Raw genomic sequence first — 15,304 nt, 5'->3', positions numbered from 1 at the left:
CCGCACGATGGCACCGAGGAAGCGCGCGACATCGAGCGAAGCCGAGGCACGCGGGCAAGAGCCGCTGCCGATTCAGCCGGTAGCGTCACCGATTCTGTGCAGCCCATATCAGGAACCCGCCTGGCATTGGCTCTACGACACGAACATGGGAGCCGCGACTCGAACTGAAGGCCGCCGAGAGGCGAGTTATTGGTTTCGATCAGAACGCACGAGCGGAGGCCAACTCTCGCTCATCGCGCAGGAGGAGAGCGATCCCCTCGAGCTCGTAAACGCTCTTCGCGAGGACGTTCGACGGTGGCGTGAGTCGGAATGGGAAGGCGCGACGCCGGTGACAAAGCAGTTGCTCCGTCACTGGACTCGAGCGGAGCGATCGCGACCCCTGTTTTTCTGCCAGCGCGAGGCAGTCGAGACGATCATCTACCTGAACGAGATTCTCGGCACACATCGATCGCCGCGGTTCAAACCCAAGCTGTCGCTGGAAGACTACGAGCGTCTGCGCCGGGATGAACGTGTCTCATTTGCGCTCGAGGAACGCGTCGGACGACACGCCTCGATGGTCGACGCGCCGAACGAGGCTGAACTCCCCCCGTTGTTCCGTTACGGGTGTAAGATGGCGACGGGGAGCGGGAAAACCGTAGTCATGGCGATGCTCGTCGCATGGTCATTCTGCAATCGCGGCCGCGTGCCTGGCAACGATCGATTTCCCAGCGCGGCGTTGATCGTGTGTCCCAATATCACGATCAAGGAACGCCTTCAGGTGCTCAGGCCTGATGAGCCAGGCAACTACTACGAGATGTTCGATCTCGTTCCATCGCCCCTCTGGCCGGAGCTGCGCAAGGGCGCCCTGCTCGTCACGAACTGGCACGCGTTCGCGCTCGAGTCTCCGCACGCCGACGGCGGCAAGACCTATACGGTTGTGAACAAAGGCATCGAGTCCAATGATGCCTTTGCGAAGCGCGTGCTCGGAGAGCTCGCGCGCCGCGGTCCAATTCTCGTGTTCAACGATGAGGCACATCACGCCTATCGGCCGGCGCGCGTGACCGACGCTGAATTCTCGCGCGAGGAGCGAGCGGAGCGCGAGGAGGCGACGGTTTGGATTGCGGGTCTCGATCGCATCAACGCGTCCGTCGGTATCCATTGCTGCATCGATCTCTCGGCGACGCCCTTCTATCTGCATGGGAGCGGGTACACGGAAGGAGCACCGTTCCCTTGGCTGGTGAGTGACTTCGGATTGGTCGATGCGATCGAAAGTGGAATCGTGAAGATTCCGCGAATACCCGTCAGTGACACGACCGGTCGGCCGGAGCCCAAGTATTTTGCGTTGTGGCGGCACATCACGGAGCGTTTGGCCCCCGGCGAGAAGCTGCCTGGCGGTAAGCCGAAACCCGAGATCGTGTGGCGGAATGCCGAGGACGCGCTCGCGACGCTCGCGAGTCAATGGATTGAGCGCTTCGAGCGAATGGCGATGGCGAAGCCCGGCCAGGAATTCATCCCGCCCGTTCTCATTGTCGTTTGCGACAACGTCGATATCGCCGAGGAGTTTTACGAACGGATCTCTGGCGAGCGAACGGTGACCGCCGAGTCGAGCGATGTTGAGGACGAGGACGAAGAGAGCGCGAGCAGGCGAGCACCGAAGTCCACGACGAAGACGATATTCGGCCAAGGCTCTCTTTTTCCGGAGTATTTCAGCAACTCGGCGCAAAGGAAGCACACCCTGCGTATCGATTCGCGGGAGCTCGAGCAAGCCGAAACCGGACCGAACGGTGGTAAGAAAGACGCGGCGGAGCGCATTCGCCAAATCGTCGCCTCCGTCGGGAAACCCGGGACGCCGGGCGAACATATTCGGTGCGTGGTCAGCGTGCAGATGCTGAATGAAGGTTGGGACGCGAACAACGTGACGCATATTCTTGGTTTGCGCGCGTTCGGCAGCCAACTGCTGTGCGAGCAGGTGGTCGGCCGCGGTTTGCGACGGATGGACTACACTCCCGACCCGAGCACGGGGCTGCTGACCGAAGAATACGTGGACGTGTATGGCATTCCGTTCTCTGTCATCCCGTTCAAGGGTCGCGAAGTCGGCGCGCCGACTCCCGACGACAGCCCGAAAAATCACGTGCGCTCATTGCCCGAGCGCTCGGAGTTCATGATTCGGTTCCCGGTTGTCGAGGGCTACGTTGTCGCGTTGCGCCACAATCTCATTCGCGCGGACATTTCCTCGATCGAACCGATCGTTCTCGAGCCGGATCGGAATCCGACCGCGGTATTCGTCAAGCCGCAGGTGAGTCATCAGGTCGGAGGACCGGATGTCGCGGGGGGCTTCGCTCTCCAGTTGCAGGACCGGCAGGCATTCTACGAATCCACGCATCTGCAGACTATCGAGTTCGAGATTGCGCGTGAGGTCGTTCGCCGACTCACGGAGGGAAAGGCGGCGAAACTCTCACTTGTTTCGAGGCATCAGCTCTTTCCGCAAGTATTCCGCCTCGTCTCCGAATACGTCGGCACACGCGTGTCGACACGCGGTTGCGATATGCGTGAGCTCGGACTTCAGACCTACACGCAACGCACGGTCGAACGGCTTGTCGCGGCCATCGAGCCGGACGATGCGGCGGGCGAGCTCCCACTGCTTCCACTGCTCAACCGCACGCAGCGTATCGGTGACACGAGTCGCGTGAGCTTCAAGACGATTCGACCCTGCATCGCGACGACGAAAAGCCAGATCGATCAGGTCGTAGCCGACACCGACACCTGGGAACAGGCTGCGGTCTTCCGCCTGGAGCAATCGAACGTCGTCGCGGCGTATGCGCGCAACGATCACCTGGAACTTTCCATCCCGTACGAGTACCTAGGGGTAGCGCACGCGTACTATCCCGATTTCGTGGTTCGACTCACGAACGGCGCACACGTTCTGGTCGAGATCAAGGGGGAGGAAACCGAGCAAGATCGAGCGAAGCACCAAGCCGCTCGCCGTTGGGTCTCGGCCGTCAATCGCTGGGGGCGCGAGGGCGTGTGGGGCTTGGTGGTTTGTCGCGACCCACAGCTCCTCGCAAGCATGCTTCTGCACGTTGACGCGTCAGCATGACGCGCAGCCCGACTCACTCTTTGGGCACACTCCGCCACTTCGCCAGCACTTCAGGCGCGAGCGGCTTCGGCGAGCCAAACATCTCTGTGCCGGCCATCGGCACAAGGGTGTAACTCGCCGGCAGCGCGAGCCGGCTCACGTCAACGTTCGTGCGTATGAAATCGCTGATGTCGGCGGCATTCTCCGAATTGCCGTCGACCGGGCCGACGCTGCCAGCAGGGATCGCGCGCGAGATGGTCGTCGTTCGCACCGCCAGGAGCTGCGTCGGCATTGCGGCGCGCAACGCCTTCGTACGATCGAAGACCTCCTTCATGGCGCCCATCATCGCCGGCAGCTCCCGCGCGGTCGACACGAACGGACTTGGCGTCGCCGCCACGGTGTCCGCGTACCAGATATCCGTGACCGCCTCCGTGGTTGTCGACGGAGGATTTGATCCGGCGGCCGCGCCGAACGCCGACATGTCGATCGTGATCGTGAACGACGACCGCGTCCGGTAGTGTGTCGTGCGAAATCCGTTGATCATCACGCCCCTCTCGAGCGTATCGAGCGACATGTGTATGTCGCTCACCTTCATCGCATCGCGCATCTGATCCATGCCCGGCGCACTCGACATCCCCGACATGTCGGGCGGCGTCGAATACGTCTGCGCCGCCGGATGCACCACGATATAGTCGGTGCTGTCGAACAGGATGTAGTCGCCTTCGGCGAACAGCGGCCGCTGCGCGCCCGACACGATATCCATGCGTCCGCGCGACGTCGCCCAGACGACGTGCGCCGTGTACCCGGTGTCGGGAATGGCGGGGACGGGCCGCGCGCGATGCGTCGACCCGCGAATGGTGTACGACACTCCCTGCACCCGCGTGATGGGGGCCGCGGCACCCGCCACCAAGATCGTGGCGAACACCGCGGCCCAGCGATACGACCGGTCCATGCGACTCCTGTGAAGTTAGTGCGCCGCGACCAGCTCCTCGTCCTTCTCCTTGGCGTGGTCTTCGATCACCTTCTGCGCCACCTCGTGCGGTGCTTCCTCATATCCCTTGAACGCGCGGTGGAACCTCGCCCGCCCCTGCGTCATCGACGACACGGAGCTGGCGTAGTCATGCAACTCGGCCTGCGGCACGATCGCGCGAATGACCGTGCCCGCATCACTCGGCTCCGAGCCAAGAATGTGTCCGCGGCGCGATGAGAGATCGCCGAGCACGTCGCCCATGTAGTCGTCGGGCGTCGTGACTTCGATTTCATCGAGTGGCTCGAGGAGCACCGGCTTGCATCTCGCGGCAACGCCCTTGAACGCGAGAATGCCGGCCATCTTGAAGGACATTTCGTTCGAGTCGACGGTGTGATACGAGCCGTCGTACACCTCGACCTGGAAATCGACGAGCGGATAGCCGGCGAGAATGCCGCGCACCGACGCTTCCTGAATTCCCTTGTCGACGGCGGGGATGAACTGCCGGGGAATCGAGCCGCCGACGATTGAATCGACGAAGCGGTAGCCAGTCCCGCGCGGCAGCGGCGCGAATCGCACCCAGCAGTCGCCAAACTGCCCGCGGCCGCCCGATTGTTTCTTGTGCCTGCCCTGGCCCTCGGCTTTCGCCTTGATCGTCTCGCGATACGCGATCCTGGGCTTCGAGAGCTCGGCCGTCACGGCGAACTTTCGTTTGAGTTTACTCATCGCCACTTCGAGGTGCCGCTCGCCGAGGCCGGAGACGATCGTCTCGTGCGTCTCGGCGTTGTAGTGTACCTCGAACGTGGGGTCCTCGTCGTGCAGCCGGTGCAATCCGGATTGCAGCTTCTCCTCGTCGGCGCGGTTGGCGGCGTGCACCGCCATGTTGATCGTCGGCTCGGGGAAGGTGATGAGCGGCATGCGCACGGGATGCTGCTTCGTCGAGAGGGTGTCGTTCGTATGGGTGTTGCGCAGCTTGGCCACGCAGCCCAGATCGCCCGCGTGCAGCCGCGGTACCTCCGTGCGCTCCTTGCCCTGGGCCACGGAGAGGTGATTCAACTTCTCCGCCCCGGCGCGCGTGGCGTTGTACAACTCGTCGCCGTTGGTGATGGTGCCGGAATACAGGCGGAAGAAGGTGACGTCGCCGACGTGCGGCTCGGACATCGTCTTGAACACGTGCGCGATGCAGTGCTTGTCGTCCTCGGCGTGAATGTCGACCGTCGCGTCGCCCTCGGCGCCCGTGAACGCGTGCACCTCTTCCATCTCGAAGGCGTTCGGCATGAGCTCGACGATCGTCGAGAGCACGGCCTGCGTGCCGTAATTGTGCTCGCTCGAGACGCAGAAGAGCGGGAAGAGCTCCATGCGCTTCATCGCTTCCTTCATGCCGGCGATCGCGTCGTCGCGCGAGATGTCGCCGCCCTCGAGATAGCGCTCGAGCAGCGTGTCGTCCGTCGCCGAGATCGACTCGATCAACTCCGCGTAGTAGCGGTCGAACTGCGCTTGTGCTTCTTCTGGTATATCAGTTTCCTCATACTCGCCCGTCTTCACGCCGCGCTTGAACTGCAGCGCGCGCTTGGTGAAGAGATTGATGACGCCATGGAAGTCGGGGCCTTCGCCGATCGGGATCTCGACGGGGATGACCTTGTTCGTCAGCCGCGTCTTGATCTGCTGGTAGATGCGATCGAAGTCGGCGTGCTCCTTGTCCATCATCGACACCACGAACAGCACCGGATCGCGGCGGCTCACCGCCTCGCGGAACATGCGCTCCGTACCGACTTCGACGCCGGACGTCGCCGGCACGACGACGAGCGCGCCGTCGGCCGCGGCCAGACCGGCGATCGCGTCGCCGTTGAAGTCGAGATACCCCGGGGTGTCGATGAGATTGATCTTGGTGTCCTGCCACTCGGCATAGGCGCAGCCGAGGTTGATCGAGAATCCGCGCTCGATTTCTTCGGCGGCGTGATCGGTCAGGGCGGTGCCGTCCCTCACCGATCCGTGCCGCTTCGCGCTGCCTGACACAAAGGCGAGCGCATCGACCAGACTGGTCTTGCCGCTCGCCCCGTGTCCTACCACCGCGATGTTGCGGATCTCCGATCCCTTGTATTCTCTCATAACGAGAACCCCTCCCTCCGCGTGACGCGGAATCCGGCCGGTTAATCGGAACGCCGCTGGTCAGCGGTGCTGTGGCGTGAGCGCAGCGTGCCGATGCGCGGGGCTTACGGTCAGCCAGGCGCGCAGGGTTTCGTCGCCGACGAAGTCGTCGAGAGGCGTGGGGTGCGTATTCGCGTTCGTCATGCTACGAACGGGGCACGGTGCTGCATTTCGACAGCCTCGGCATGCGATCCTTCTCCCTGACATTCTGAGCATGTCCCGGGAGGCAAGGCTCGTCAAGGGCGGAAACGCCGACTTCAACGGTCGAGAACGGCCGAGGCTGGCTATTCGAGTTCCCGGGACGGCACGGTGGCTTCTCCGAGCTCCCTCCGGCGCTGCTGCAGAATGTTGTCGAACGCGCGCCGGATGACGAGCAGAATCTCGGCGTTCTGTCCGACGAGCTTGCGCCCAACAGGCGATTCATAGAAGGCGATCATCGCGCGCAGCTCACTCGCGACGAACGCGTCCGCGAACGCGCTGGCGACGATGGGCCGGCTCACTTCCGGCGGCAGGTATTTCGCGGCGAACATTCGCGTTTGGGATTTGACGCGAACGCGGCGATCGGCATCGCGCGCGTCGGATTCCTGCGTCTCGGGACTACTCGATCGAACATCGCTCATCGAGTCCGGCGCGAACGACGGGTCCATCACTCCGATGAGCCGATTGGCCAGCGCAAGCCGCTCGGGATCTGCTGCCGACTCAGTGTGCACGTGGCCGCTCCGTTGCAAATGACCGGAAATCCCCGGCGGCGTTGCTCGAAATGAGTCGCCGGGACCGCGCTCGACGTGGCGCCACGGTACGCTAAGTCCCAAGCGTGAGCGATGCGTGAGCGATCGATCCGCCGCGCGTTTACAGCGTCCTTGCGGCCCGTAGTGCCGTGCAACAGAATAGGCCATCCGTCGCGCTGTGCGGCGCACAACTTCTGTTTCGGTGTCCATACAAATTCCCGCGTCTCGCGCTTCCGACGGCCGTGCTACGTCGCTTCGGATCACCCTCTTTGGGCGAGTCGCGGCCAGCATCAACGACCGCGAGCTGAACGGACGCTCCGTCGTCGTGACGGCGGCGCTGCTGTTGTTCGCGCTCGACCGCGGGCGACGTTGGACGCGCGACGAAATGGCGCTGCTCCTGTGGCCGGACGCGGACGCGGCCACGCAACGCAGCCGCCTGCGCTGGCTCCTGGCCAAGCTGCGCCGCCTCGGTCTTCCATTTACGGAAGCGGGCGACGTGCTCTCGTTGCCCGCGTCGATCGTCGACATCGATACCGATCACGTCGCGGCGCTGCCGCCGGATGAGATCGCACCGCTGCTTCCGTCCTACGCGCCGACCTTCTCCGCCGCGTTCGAGCGGTGGCTCGACGAACAGCGCGAGCTGCTGCGCGTCAGAGCGACGCGAACGTTGAACGAGCGCGCGAACGTCGCGCGCGAGCATGGCCAATGGCCGACCGTGATCTCACTCGCCGAGGCAGTGCTGCGCGTCGATCGTTGGAACGAGAGCGCGGTGTTGAGCCTGGCCGACGGTCTCTGTCGGGTCGGCGATCGCGAAACGGCGCTGCAGACACTTGAAGCGTTCCTCCGCGCCACCGAAGACAGACCCGAGCTGCAGGTCGAAGGACGGTTGCTGGTGCAGCGAATCAAAGGCACGCCGGAGCCTCGCTTCTCGCCGATCCCACGGCTCGTCGGCAGGGACGCGCCGCTGGCACAACTCGCCGAGCTGCTTCGCGTCGCCCGACTCGGACAAGGCGGCGCACTCTTGCTCGTCGGTCCGGCCGGCATCGGGAAGACGCGACTGCTCGACGAAACCATCGCGCAAGCCCGCGCGGCGCGCATGCGTCCCATTCGGCTCCGCTGTCAACGCAGCGACAGCCGTCGGCCGCTCACGGTCGTCGCGACGCTCGCGCACGAGGCGCGGTTGATGCGCGGCGCCGCGGGATGCGCGCCCGAAGCGCTCGCCGAAATCGACCGCTTCCTCCAGCCGGGCTCGGGTGAAGCGGCGCCGCACGAGCGTGAGAATCTTCCAAGTCCGCAGCTCGTTCGCCGCCGCTTGATGAGCGCGTTGATCGATCTTCTGGCAGCCGTCACCTGGGAGTCGCCGCTGGTCATCGCGGTGGACGATGCGCAGTGGATGGATGCGGCCAGCGTCGCGTTCTGGAAAGACCTGGTCCCGTGGGCGGGCAGTCACGCAGTCGCGATCGTGATGTCGCACCGCCCCGGCCGGGGCGACGACGAGTTGACGACGGTTGCTCCGGTCGTCGCCATCGATCCGCTCGACACTGAGGCCGCGGACGCGCTACTCGCTGATCTGGAAGCCCAGTCCGGCCGTCCGCTCGGCGCGCACGTACGCGCCGACGTGGCCGCGCGCGGCGCCGGCAATCCGCTTTTCCTGATCGAGTTGGCGCGGCACCAGGGACAGTCAGCCGGTGCGCCGCCGCGCTCGCTCACGGACGCCTTCGACGGCTCACTCGACACACTCAGCGCGTCGGCGCTGCGCATTCTGCAGGTCGCCGCCATCCTCGGTCCGTATGCTACGATGGCGCGCGTCGAGCACGTCGCGCAACTGCCTCGCGCGCCATTCGTCGACGCGGTCATCGAGCTGGACGCGGCCGGAATTCTCAAGACGGATTCCGCGGGCATCCTCGTCGGTCACGGCATGTGGTCGGATGCGGCGTTGACGCGCGTGTCGCCGCAAGTCGCGCGACTGCTGCACCGCTATGCCGCGGAAGGCATGCAGCAGGAGCTCGCTGAACAGCCATCGCTCGCGCTGTTGTGGGAGACGGTGCGGCATTGGGAAAACGCGGGACTGGGCGAAGATGGACTTCGCACGCTGCAGCGCGGCGCCGAGCATCTCGCACAAAGCGGGTTTCCGGACGCGGCGGCTGAGGCATGCGAACGCGCCATTCGTCAGGTCAAGGATGCGCGCGAATCGCTCGCGCTTCGGCGCCGCCGCATCGAGCTGCTCGTTCACGCGGGTCTTCCGACGAAAGTCATCGAGGAAGTCGATCGGTACGAGCAGCTGGCGCGCGAAGTCGATCCGATGCACGACGCGCACAATCCGTTCGAGCTGGATCGCGAACGCGCGGTAGTCGATGCCGGCGGCGATTGGTCGGTCTATCTCCAACGGATGCTTCGGTGCGCGTCCGCCGAGCATGCGTCGGTGGGTCATCGGCTCCGGGCCGCCAAGGAGACGGCGAAGATGGCGGAGGTCAAGTCGTCGTCGTTGTTGCACGATGCCTACGCGATCGCGCGATCGCTCGAGCCACAAACGGAATCAGAGAAGTGGGATCGAACCAACATCGAGCTGCTGTTTCACCGACGGTTCGGCGACGTGCACAAATATCTCGAGCTCGCGAAACAGTTGACGGCGCGATGTCGAGCGGCGGGCGACACGAGCCGCCTCGCAGGAGCATTGGACTTTGCTGGAGTCGGGTACCGGCTCACAGGACGATTCGCTGACGCACGAGCGGCGTTAGCCGAAGCCATTGAGTTGTATTCCCGCAGCGGCGCGCTTGGCGGAATGATCATCGCGCGGCAACGGTTGATCGGCATGAGCCTCGACGTGGACGCGCCGGCGGTCACGCGACGCTTGCTCGACGAAGCGCGCGGTCCGATCCAGACCCTCGGCTCGCGGGGCATCGGAATGTTCAAGGACATCGTGCTGCCGACCGTCGAGGCGGAGCTCGAGGCGCGGCACGGCGATCCGGAAGAAGCGCTTCGACGCGCACCGTCGCTCGATCGCGCGATCGAACATCACGCGGCAGCGTGGGGTCTCCGCATGCTCGCAATCCACCTGCACGCGCGCACGCGGCTCGGCCGCGAGGACGATGTTTCGATGATCGCCGACGGCATGCGTCGGTACTTCGAGCGTCCTGATTTCTGGCACGACTGGCCGGCGGCGGTGTATGCCGCGCATCTCGATGCGACAGGCGAGACCCCGGCGGCGCGCCAGTTTGCGAGGCGTTATCTGAATGACATTCGGCGAGAGGTCTACGACCCTCCGGCCGTTCTTGCCGCGCTGGCCGCGCGCGCCGAATCACCGCGTGCCGCTCGTCAGCACGCATTGCGGCCAATGAGCGCATGAATTTGCTGTACGCTACTCGCTGTCCCTTTCTCACCCATTCACACACAGGCGGCCGCATGGAACGACGTGACGACGGGCAAACGACTTCGCGCGACAAGAAACCGTATATGGCGCCGACCGTGACGAATCTTGGCGACGTCGTCGAGCAGACGATGGGCGAACCCATGGGAGATACGATGGAATGTCACGGGATGTTGGCCTGGACCGAAGGCGGCGGTTCGGGTGTCGGTGGTGGCGGCGGCGACGGCGGCCGGGTCCCGTCGGATGGCAAGCCGGGCAAGAACACCAAGAAGACGTGAGCGACTCTCCCAACACTCCCAACACACCCACGGCTTCCGTCACCGTGCAGTTGCCAGCGTCGCTCGCGACGCTGGCCGCTGCGTCGGTGGTCGTCGGCGCGGATACGGTCGCGGGTGCGCTGTCGGAAATGCGTGACCGGTTTCCGCGTTTGGCGCCGCGCCTCTGCGATGCCAGCGGGCAGCCGCATCCATTTGTGGCATTGTATGTCAATGCCCGCCCGGTACGGTTGGCGGGCGGTTTGGCGGCACCACTCGCCGACGGCGACGAGATTCGCGTCGTCACGGCGATCGCCGGCGGCTGACCATGTATTGAAGTTGATTGTTCGTTAATGAGCGTTTTGATATTATCGCTCAATCATGGGCGATTTGCGGCCATCGTCCCGTGCGCACCGCGAGCCAGGTCTCGAGCGAAAGGGCGCGCATCATGGGGACCGCACCCGGGCTGATCCCGGTCCGCGTCCGCGCAATCGTCGCCCGAAGCTCCGCTCCGTCAATCCACCCTGCCTGCGCGATCAACGGATCGCGCACGAGTCGGTCGACGAGCCGCTGTTCGTGCGACAACGCCCAGCTCGCACGCCCGTCGATCCACCCTTTCGTCCGCCGCGCTCGAACGATCTCCGGCAGCAGCGCCGAAGCGCCGTTGCCACGAAGCATCTGCTTCGTGAGCCCGTCGTGAAAGACCATGCGGCTCGGCAGCGCGAGCGCATAGTCGACCAACGCACGATTCAAGAATGGATATCGTTTTTCCACGGCCGGCCAGGTCAGCGGCAGCTCGTGCAACGTCGATGCGTACTCGAGGAACGTGCGCGAATTGCGACGCAAGTGCGTGTCGTGGTCCGCGCCGAACCGAACGAGTGACGTCGCCCACGGACGCACCCCGTACCGCCACAGCGTCGCCCACATCGACCGTCGCTGCGCCATGGCGACCGCATGCGCCTCGCGGACCGCATTGCCGACGCGCCAGCTCGCCAGCGCGTCGGCAATGACCACCGCGCTGCCGGAGAGATAATAGTCCGAACCCGCGCCACTCAGGATGTATCGGCCTCCCGCGTCGCGCACGATGCGCTCGGCAGACCGATCGCGCGCCCAATAGGGGTAGTAGATGCGCGGCTCGTCCGTGAGCGGCGGCGGTGCGCCGTCATCCTCCCACGGGTACGACGCCTCGATGTGATCGTTGCGAACCGGACGCTGACCGACGATCGCGCTGATGAATCGCCGCTCATCCGCGCCCGGCATGTCATCGACGTAACTGTACGTGCCGGCAACGCGGCCGGCATCGTGCGCGATGGCGAACACCGTTCCGGAATCAAGACCGCCCGAAATTTCGCACCACGCCGGCACGTCCGCGTCGATGCATGCCGTGACCGCGGCGCGCAGATGCGCGTCGAACGCCGCGCGCTGCTCCTGCTCGCCGCGCGGAATCTCCGGCTTCGCGACTCCCGGCTGCCAGTAGCGTCTCATTCGCCACGAGCCATGCCGCAGCGAGATCGACGTCGCCGAGGGAACGACTCGAACGTCCGACCACACGGTGCAGGTTGGATCGGTCGGAAGCTCGCCCGTCAAATAGCAATGAGCGAAATCGCCGTCGGCGACGCTCGACTCGCTCAGGAGGTCGAGATGCGAGGCGAACAGGGCGCCATCTTCCGCCACGCGGCGGAAGAACAATCGCTTGACCCCGAACGCGTCGCGGACGGCGACGACCGAACGTGCTGCGTCATCGTACAGTACGAGGGCGAATTCGCCGTCGAGATCATCGAGCGTACGCTCGCCGTTCGCGCGATACAACTCGGCGAATCGATCGAGGGAAATGTCGCCGAGTCGGGCGTCACCGATGATCGTCATGCTGCCGACGCGGCTCGCGGAAACGCGGGCACCAGGCTCGGTCCACCACGCCGCCGCGAAATCGCCGTGCGTCACGAATTGCGGCTCGGCGTTCCACTGGTCGCGACCACGCGCGCGCCGCAGACGATCGTCCACCCATTCGCGCGCGCGTCCGTCCGCTCCCGATCCACCAGGCGCGAACGCCGCGAGGAATCCCCTCACCCGCGCAGTTCCGGGAACGGTTGCATCGTGGCGAGCGTTTCGCTGTCGGCGTTGATCGCCTGACCGTTTACCTCCACCCATGCGTGCGCCGTGAACGGCAATGCGATGATGCCAAGCCGAAGCTCGGCGGCAACGCCGGCGTCGCGGAGCAGCATGAGCAGCGCGATCGATTGCTCGAGGCATCGCGCACGTCCCGGAAAGCACGCGGCGGCTCGTTCGACCTGAGTCGCGAGCGAGCGGGCAAATGTGACGGCGTCGCGATCACGTCGCGCGCGGCCGAGCGGACGGCGGCGTGCCCGCTGCACCATCGGGCGCAAACCAGTGCGCCGCAGCCCCGCGCGCACTCGCGTCAACAGGAGCATCGACCGAACGAACACGAACAATCCGTTCATGACGCGTGCGCTCGCACGACGCCACGGTCGCGGAGGTCGGCAAGAAACGCCGCGACGTCGCGCCGCGCGAGTTCGTCGGCTACATCGTATTCGGCGGTGAGAGCCGCGACGATGTCCGGAAATTGCCGCCGCGCCCGAAGTTGTTGCCACACCGCGGTCGCGACCGCATTGAGGCCGTAGTACTCGCCGCGCTCGTAGTCGAGCAGCACCGTGTGCTCGCCTTGCACGCTGTCGAGGACGGATTCGTCCAGCTCGAGCACGATCGATCCACGCGCGAGGCCGGCTTCCCAGGAGGTTGGCGCGTCCGGGTTGGTTTGCGAGGTCATGCAGCGTCCTCGGTGAGACTGTCCAAGAACGGCGCCGGCGCCGGCGTCGCGATGTACGACGTCGAGCGCCACGGCTGTTCCGCGAAGAATGCGATCAGGTCCTTCGTCTTGACGCGAAATTGATCGAAGCGTGCGACGTGCGCGCGTGCCGAGTTCGCGGCGACGTCGCCTCCGAAGGTGGTGAGCGCCGCCACGAATCCGTCGAGTGTGCGCGCCGCGAACCATTGCGACTTGAGATACCCCGCCGTGCGTCGCGCGACACCGGAGTCGATCTCACCCAAACGAACCATCTCCGCGAGACAGTACCGGATATGTATGAGCGGCTCGCTGAATGTTTCATACGGTGCAGTGGGCGCGTGCATCAGCGCCACTTCGTCGTCTTGAAAGTCGTCCGCCGCGAGAAAGTGCGCGTAGACGTTACCGAAGCCGCGAACGCCGAGGTTGCGCAATTCATACGCGCGAATGGCGCCCATCGACGAGAGACCCCAGACCGACCATCCGCGCTCAACCGCGCGTCGCAGCTCCGCATGCCCGACGGCGAGCGCATGGTTGAAACGTCCGTCCACGAGGACCGCCACCCCGGGCTCACCGTCGAGCGCATCCATGTCGCCGCGGCGCGCGGGCGCGCATGGCTCGAACCCCGCGCGCTCGATGAGACTTGTGTCGGCGATCGGCGCATAGGTGGGGCCGACGAACGCGACGTTACGCGACGCGGGCATGCATCGCTCGCAGCAGACGTGGACCGACACGCGCGACGTCCCGATTGAAACACTCGAGCGTCGGCACGATGACGCGTACGACGCTCATCTCGTCGGCGTCGAGAGTAAGGGCGACGCGGCACACCTGGTTGACGCCGCGCGCTTGAAGATGCGCGAGGATTTGCGCGAGTGCCGCATCGACGCTGCCGCCAACGTTGACGGATGCCCGCACGGTCTCGAACGACGCGACGTCCGGCCACGCGGCCATGCGCCGGAATTGTTCCTCCGCGATCCGGTCATGTTCGCCCGCGGGACGTGCGTCGACGCGCGCCTCGCATCGATCGAGATCGTCGCGTCCGCCGTGAATCGCGGTCAGCCGGCTCTGACATGCTTCGGTCACGGCGCGCACCAGCGCGATTTCGGGATCGGCGTGGCAGCCGTAGCCAGCCGCCACGGTCAGACTCGCGATGCGCGCGCGGTCGAACACGGCGGCGTGAAACGTCGGCAGCCCGAACTCGCTGGGCAATTCACGCACAGCGATCTCGCAATCCGCCGACTCGATCGCGCCGAGCAACGCGCGGACCGTCGAGGGCAGCGTGTCCAGACGAACGCCGCGGACGCCGGATCGTACGTTCATGAACGATACCGCGTCACGCTCGACCACTTCGAGCAGCGCGTGCAATGTCGCTTCGGCGACCGTGCTGCCTGACGCAAGCCCGTTGGTCGTGTTCCCGAACAGCCGGCCTTGGGAGGGCAAATACGGAAAGAACACGAGCTCCGCGGGAACAGATACGGTGGCGCCCGAGAGGAGTTCTTCCGCGTCGACGCAGTCGACGGAATCGGCTGTATTGTGCCGCACTCCGCGCAACGGACAGAGATCGATGAGTCCCGACATCGAGCTTCGCGACAACACGTCGCGCGGATCGATGGGCTGAATGGCGTCTCGCAACGCACATCGTTCCGCGACCGCGAGCTCCACCGCTTCCATATAAGCACCGATCTGCGCTTCGATCGGCCGCACGCCTTTGCCGGCACTCACGCACAGCGAATGGTCGGCCGCATCGGGACGAATGCCGGCAAACACCGGAATGCCGATGCGATCGAGCCGCGTGGTGTCCGTCACGCGAGAGACGCCCAGTCGTGCGCCCATGTGTCGTGCGCGCGCCAGGGCTTCGTCGGGTGCGACGGATCTGAGGCTGGAATGGAGACGGTGCACGCGGGCGACGGCGTCCGTTGGCGGGAGGGCTAAAATCGGCTCGGAACCGGGCCGCCGCAAGATCCGCGGCCCTCGTCAGGGCGTCG

Annotated in this window: 12 protein-coding genes; 4 read left to right on the top strand and 8 right to left on the bottom strand. The window is 65.1% G+C overall.

Features of this window, described 5'->3' with window-relative positions:
• Window positions 1-7 precede the first annotated feature (7 nt).
• The gene (locus VN706_14900) at window positions 8-3,076 is read left to right on the top strand and encodes a hypothetical protein (protein ID HXT16926.1); all 3,069 of its coding nucleotides are present in this window, start codon (window positions 8-10) and stop codon (window positions 3,074-3,076) included.
• A gap of 13 nt (window positions 3,077-3,089) precedes the next feature.
• Here the strand turns inward: VN706_14900 and VN706_14895 are convergent, their stop codons facing one another.
• The 3 genes from VN706_14895 to VN706_14885 form a co-directional block, all read right to left on the bottom strand.
• Complete coding sequence (locus tag VN706_14895) at window positions 3,090-4,007, bottom strand: hypothetical protein (protein ID HXT16925.1); 918 nt, start codon at window positions 4,005-4,007, stop codon at window positions 3,090-3,092.
• A 15-nt stretch (window positions 4,008-4,022) separates the two neighbouring features.
• Window positions 4,023-6,131 carry an elongation factor G gene (fusA, locus tag VN706_14890; protein HXT16924.1) on the bottom strand — a complete coding sequence of 703 codons (2,109 nt, stop codon included), beginning with the start codon at window positions 6,129-6,131 and terminating at the stop codon, window positions 4,023-4,025.
• A 323-nt stretch (window positions 6,132-6,454) separates the two neighbouring features.
• Window positions 6,455-6,880 carry a DUF2059 domain-containing protein gene (locus VN706_14885; protein HXT16923.1) on the bottom strand — a complete coding sequence of 142 codons (426 nt, stop codon included), beginning with the start codon at window positions 6,878-6,880 and terminating at the stop codon, window positions 6,455-6,457.
• Between the two features lie 220 nt (window positions 6,881-7,100).
• On the opposite strand from VN706_14885, the gene VN706_14880 reads away from it, so the two are divergent.
• From VN706_14880 to VN706_14870, 3 genes are read left to right on the top strand one after another with little or no spacing between them, the layout of a single operon-like run.
• On the top strand, window positions 7,101-10,244 hold the full coding sequence (locus VN706_14880) for an AAA family ATPase (GenBank protein HXT16922.1): 3,144 nt from the start codon (window positions 7,101-7,103) through the stop codon (window positions 10,242-10,244).
• A 56-nt stretch (window positions 10,245-10,300) separates the two neighbouring features.
• Window positions 10,301-10,543: a hypothetical protein gene (locus VN706_14875; protein ID HXT16921.1), complete on the top strand. Its 243-nt coding sequence runs from the start codon at window positions 10,301-10,303 to the stop codon at window positions 10,541-10,543.
• A complete protein-coding gene (locus tag VN706_14870) occupies window positions 10,540-10,845 on the top strand; it encodes a MoaD/ThiS family protein (protein ID HXT16920.1) in 306 nt (101 codons plus the stop codon). Before VN706_14875 ends, VN706_14870 begins: the two co-directional genes overlap by 4 nt.
• Window positions 10,846-10,894: 49 nt before the next feature.
• Here the strand turns inward: VN706_14870 and VN706_14865 are convergent, their stop codons facing one another.
• Genes VN706_14865 through VN706_14845 form a run of 5 tightly spaced genes read right to left on the bottom strand, consistent with a single transcriptional unit; the run spans window position 10,895 to window position 15,218 of the window.
• Complete coding sequence (locus VN706_14865; GenBank protein ID HXT16919.1) at window positions 10,895-12,586, bottom strand: asparagine synthase-related protein; 1,692 nt, start codon at window positions 12,584-12,586, stop codon at window positions 10,895-10,897.
• Window positions 12,583-12,978: a lasso peptide biosynthesis B2 protein gene (locus tag VN706_14860; protein HXT16918.1), complete on the bottom strand. Its 396-nt coding sequence runs from the start codon at window positions 12,976-12,978 to the stop codon at window positions 12,583-12,585. The genes VN706_14865 and VN706_14860 overlap by 4 nt, the downstream gene beginning before the upstream one ends.
• Window positions 12,975-13,304 carry a PqqD family protein gene (locus VN706_14855; GenBank protein ID HXT16917.1) on the bottom strand — a complete coding sequence of 110 codons (330 nt, stop codon included), beginning with the start codon at window positions 13,302-13,304 and terminating at the stop codon, window positions 12,975-12,977. Before VN706_14855 ends, VN706_14860 begins: the two co-directional genes overlap by 4 nt.
• Window positions 13,301-14,023 carry a TfuA-like protein gene (locus VN706_14850; protein HXT16916.1) on the bottom strand — a complete coding sequence of 241 codons (723 nt, stop codon included), beginning with the start codon at window positions 14,021-14,023 and terminating at the stop codon, window positions 13,301-13,303. Before VN706_14850 ends, VN706_14855 begins: the two co-directional genes overlap by 4 nt.
• The gene (locus VN706_14845) at window positions 14,007-15,218 is read right to left on the bottom strand and encodes a YcaO-like family protein (protein ID HXT16915.1); all 1,212 of its coding nucleotides are present in this window, start codon (window positions 15,216-15,218) and stop codon (window positions 14,007-14,009) included. The genes VN706_14850 and VN706_14845 overlap by 17 nt, the downstream gene beginning before the upstream one ends.
• Window positions 15,219-15,304: the final 86 nt, after the last annotated feature.

This window comes from Gemmatimonadaceae bacterium (assembly GCA_035606695.1).
Classification (GTDB): Bacteria; Gemmatimonadota; Gemmatimonadetes; order Gemmatimonadales; family Gemmatimonadaceae; genus JAQBQB01.
Note: the sequence above shows the minus strand (reverse complement) of the source record. Positions and strands in the feature narration are given on the sequence as shown.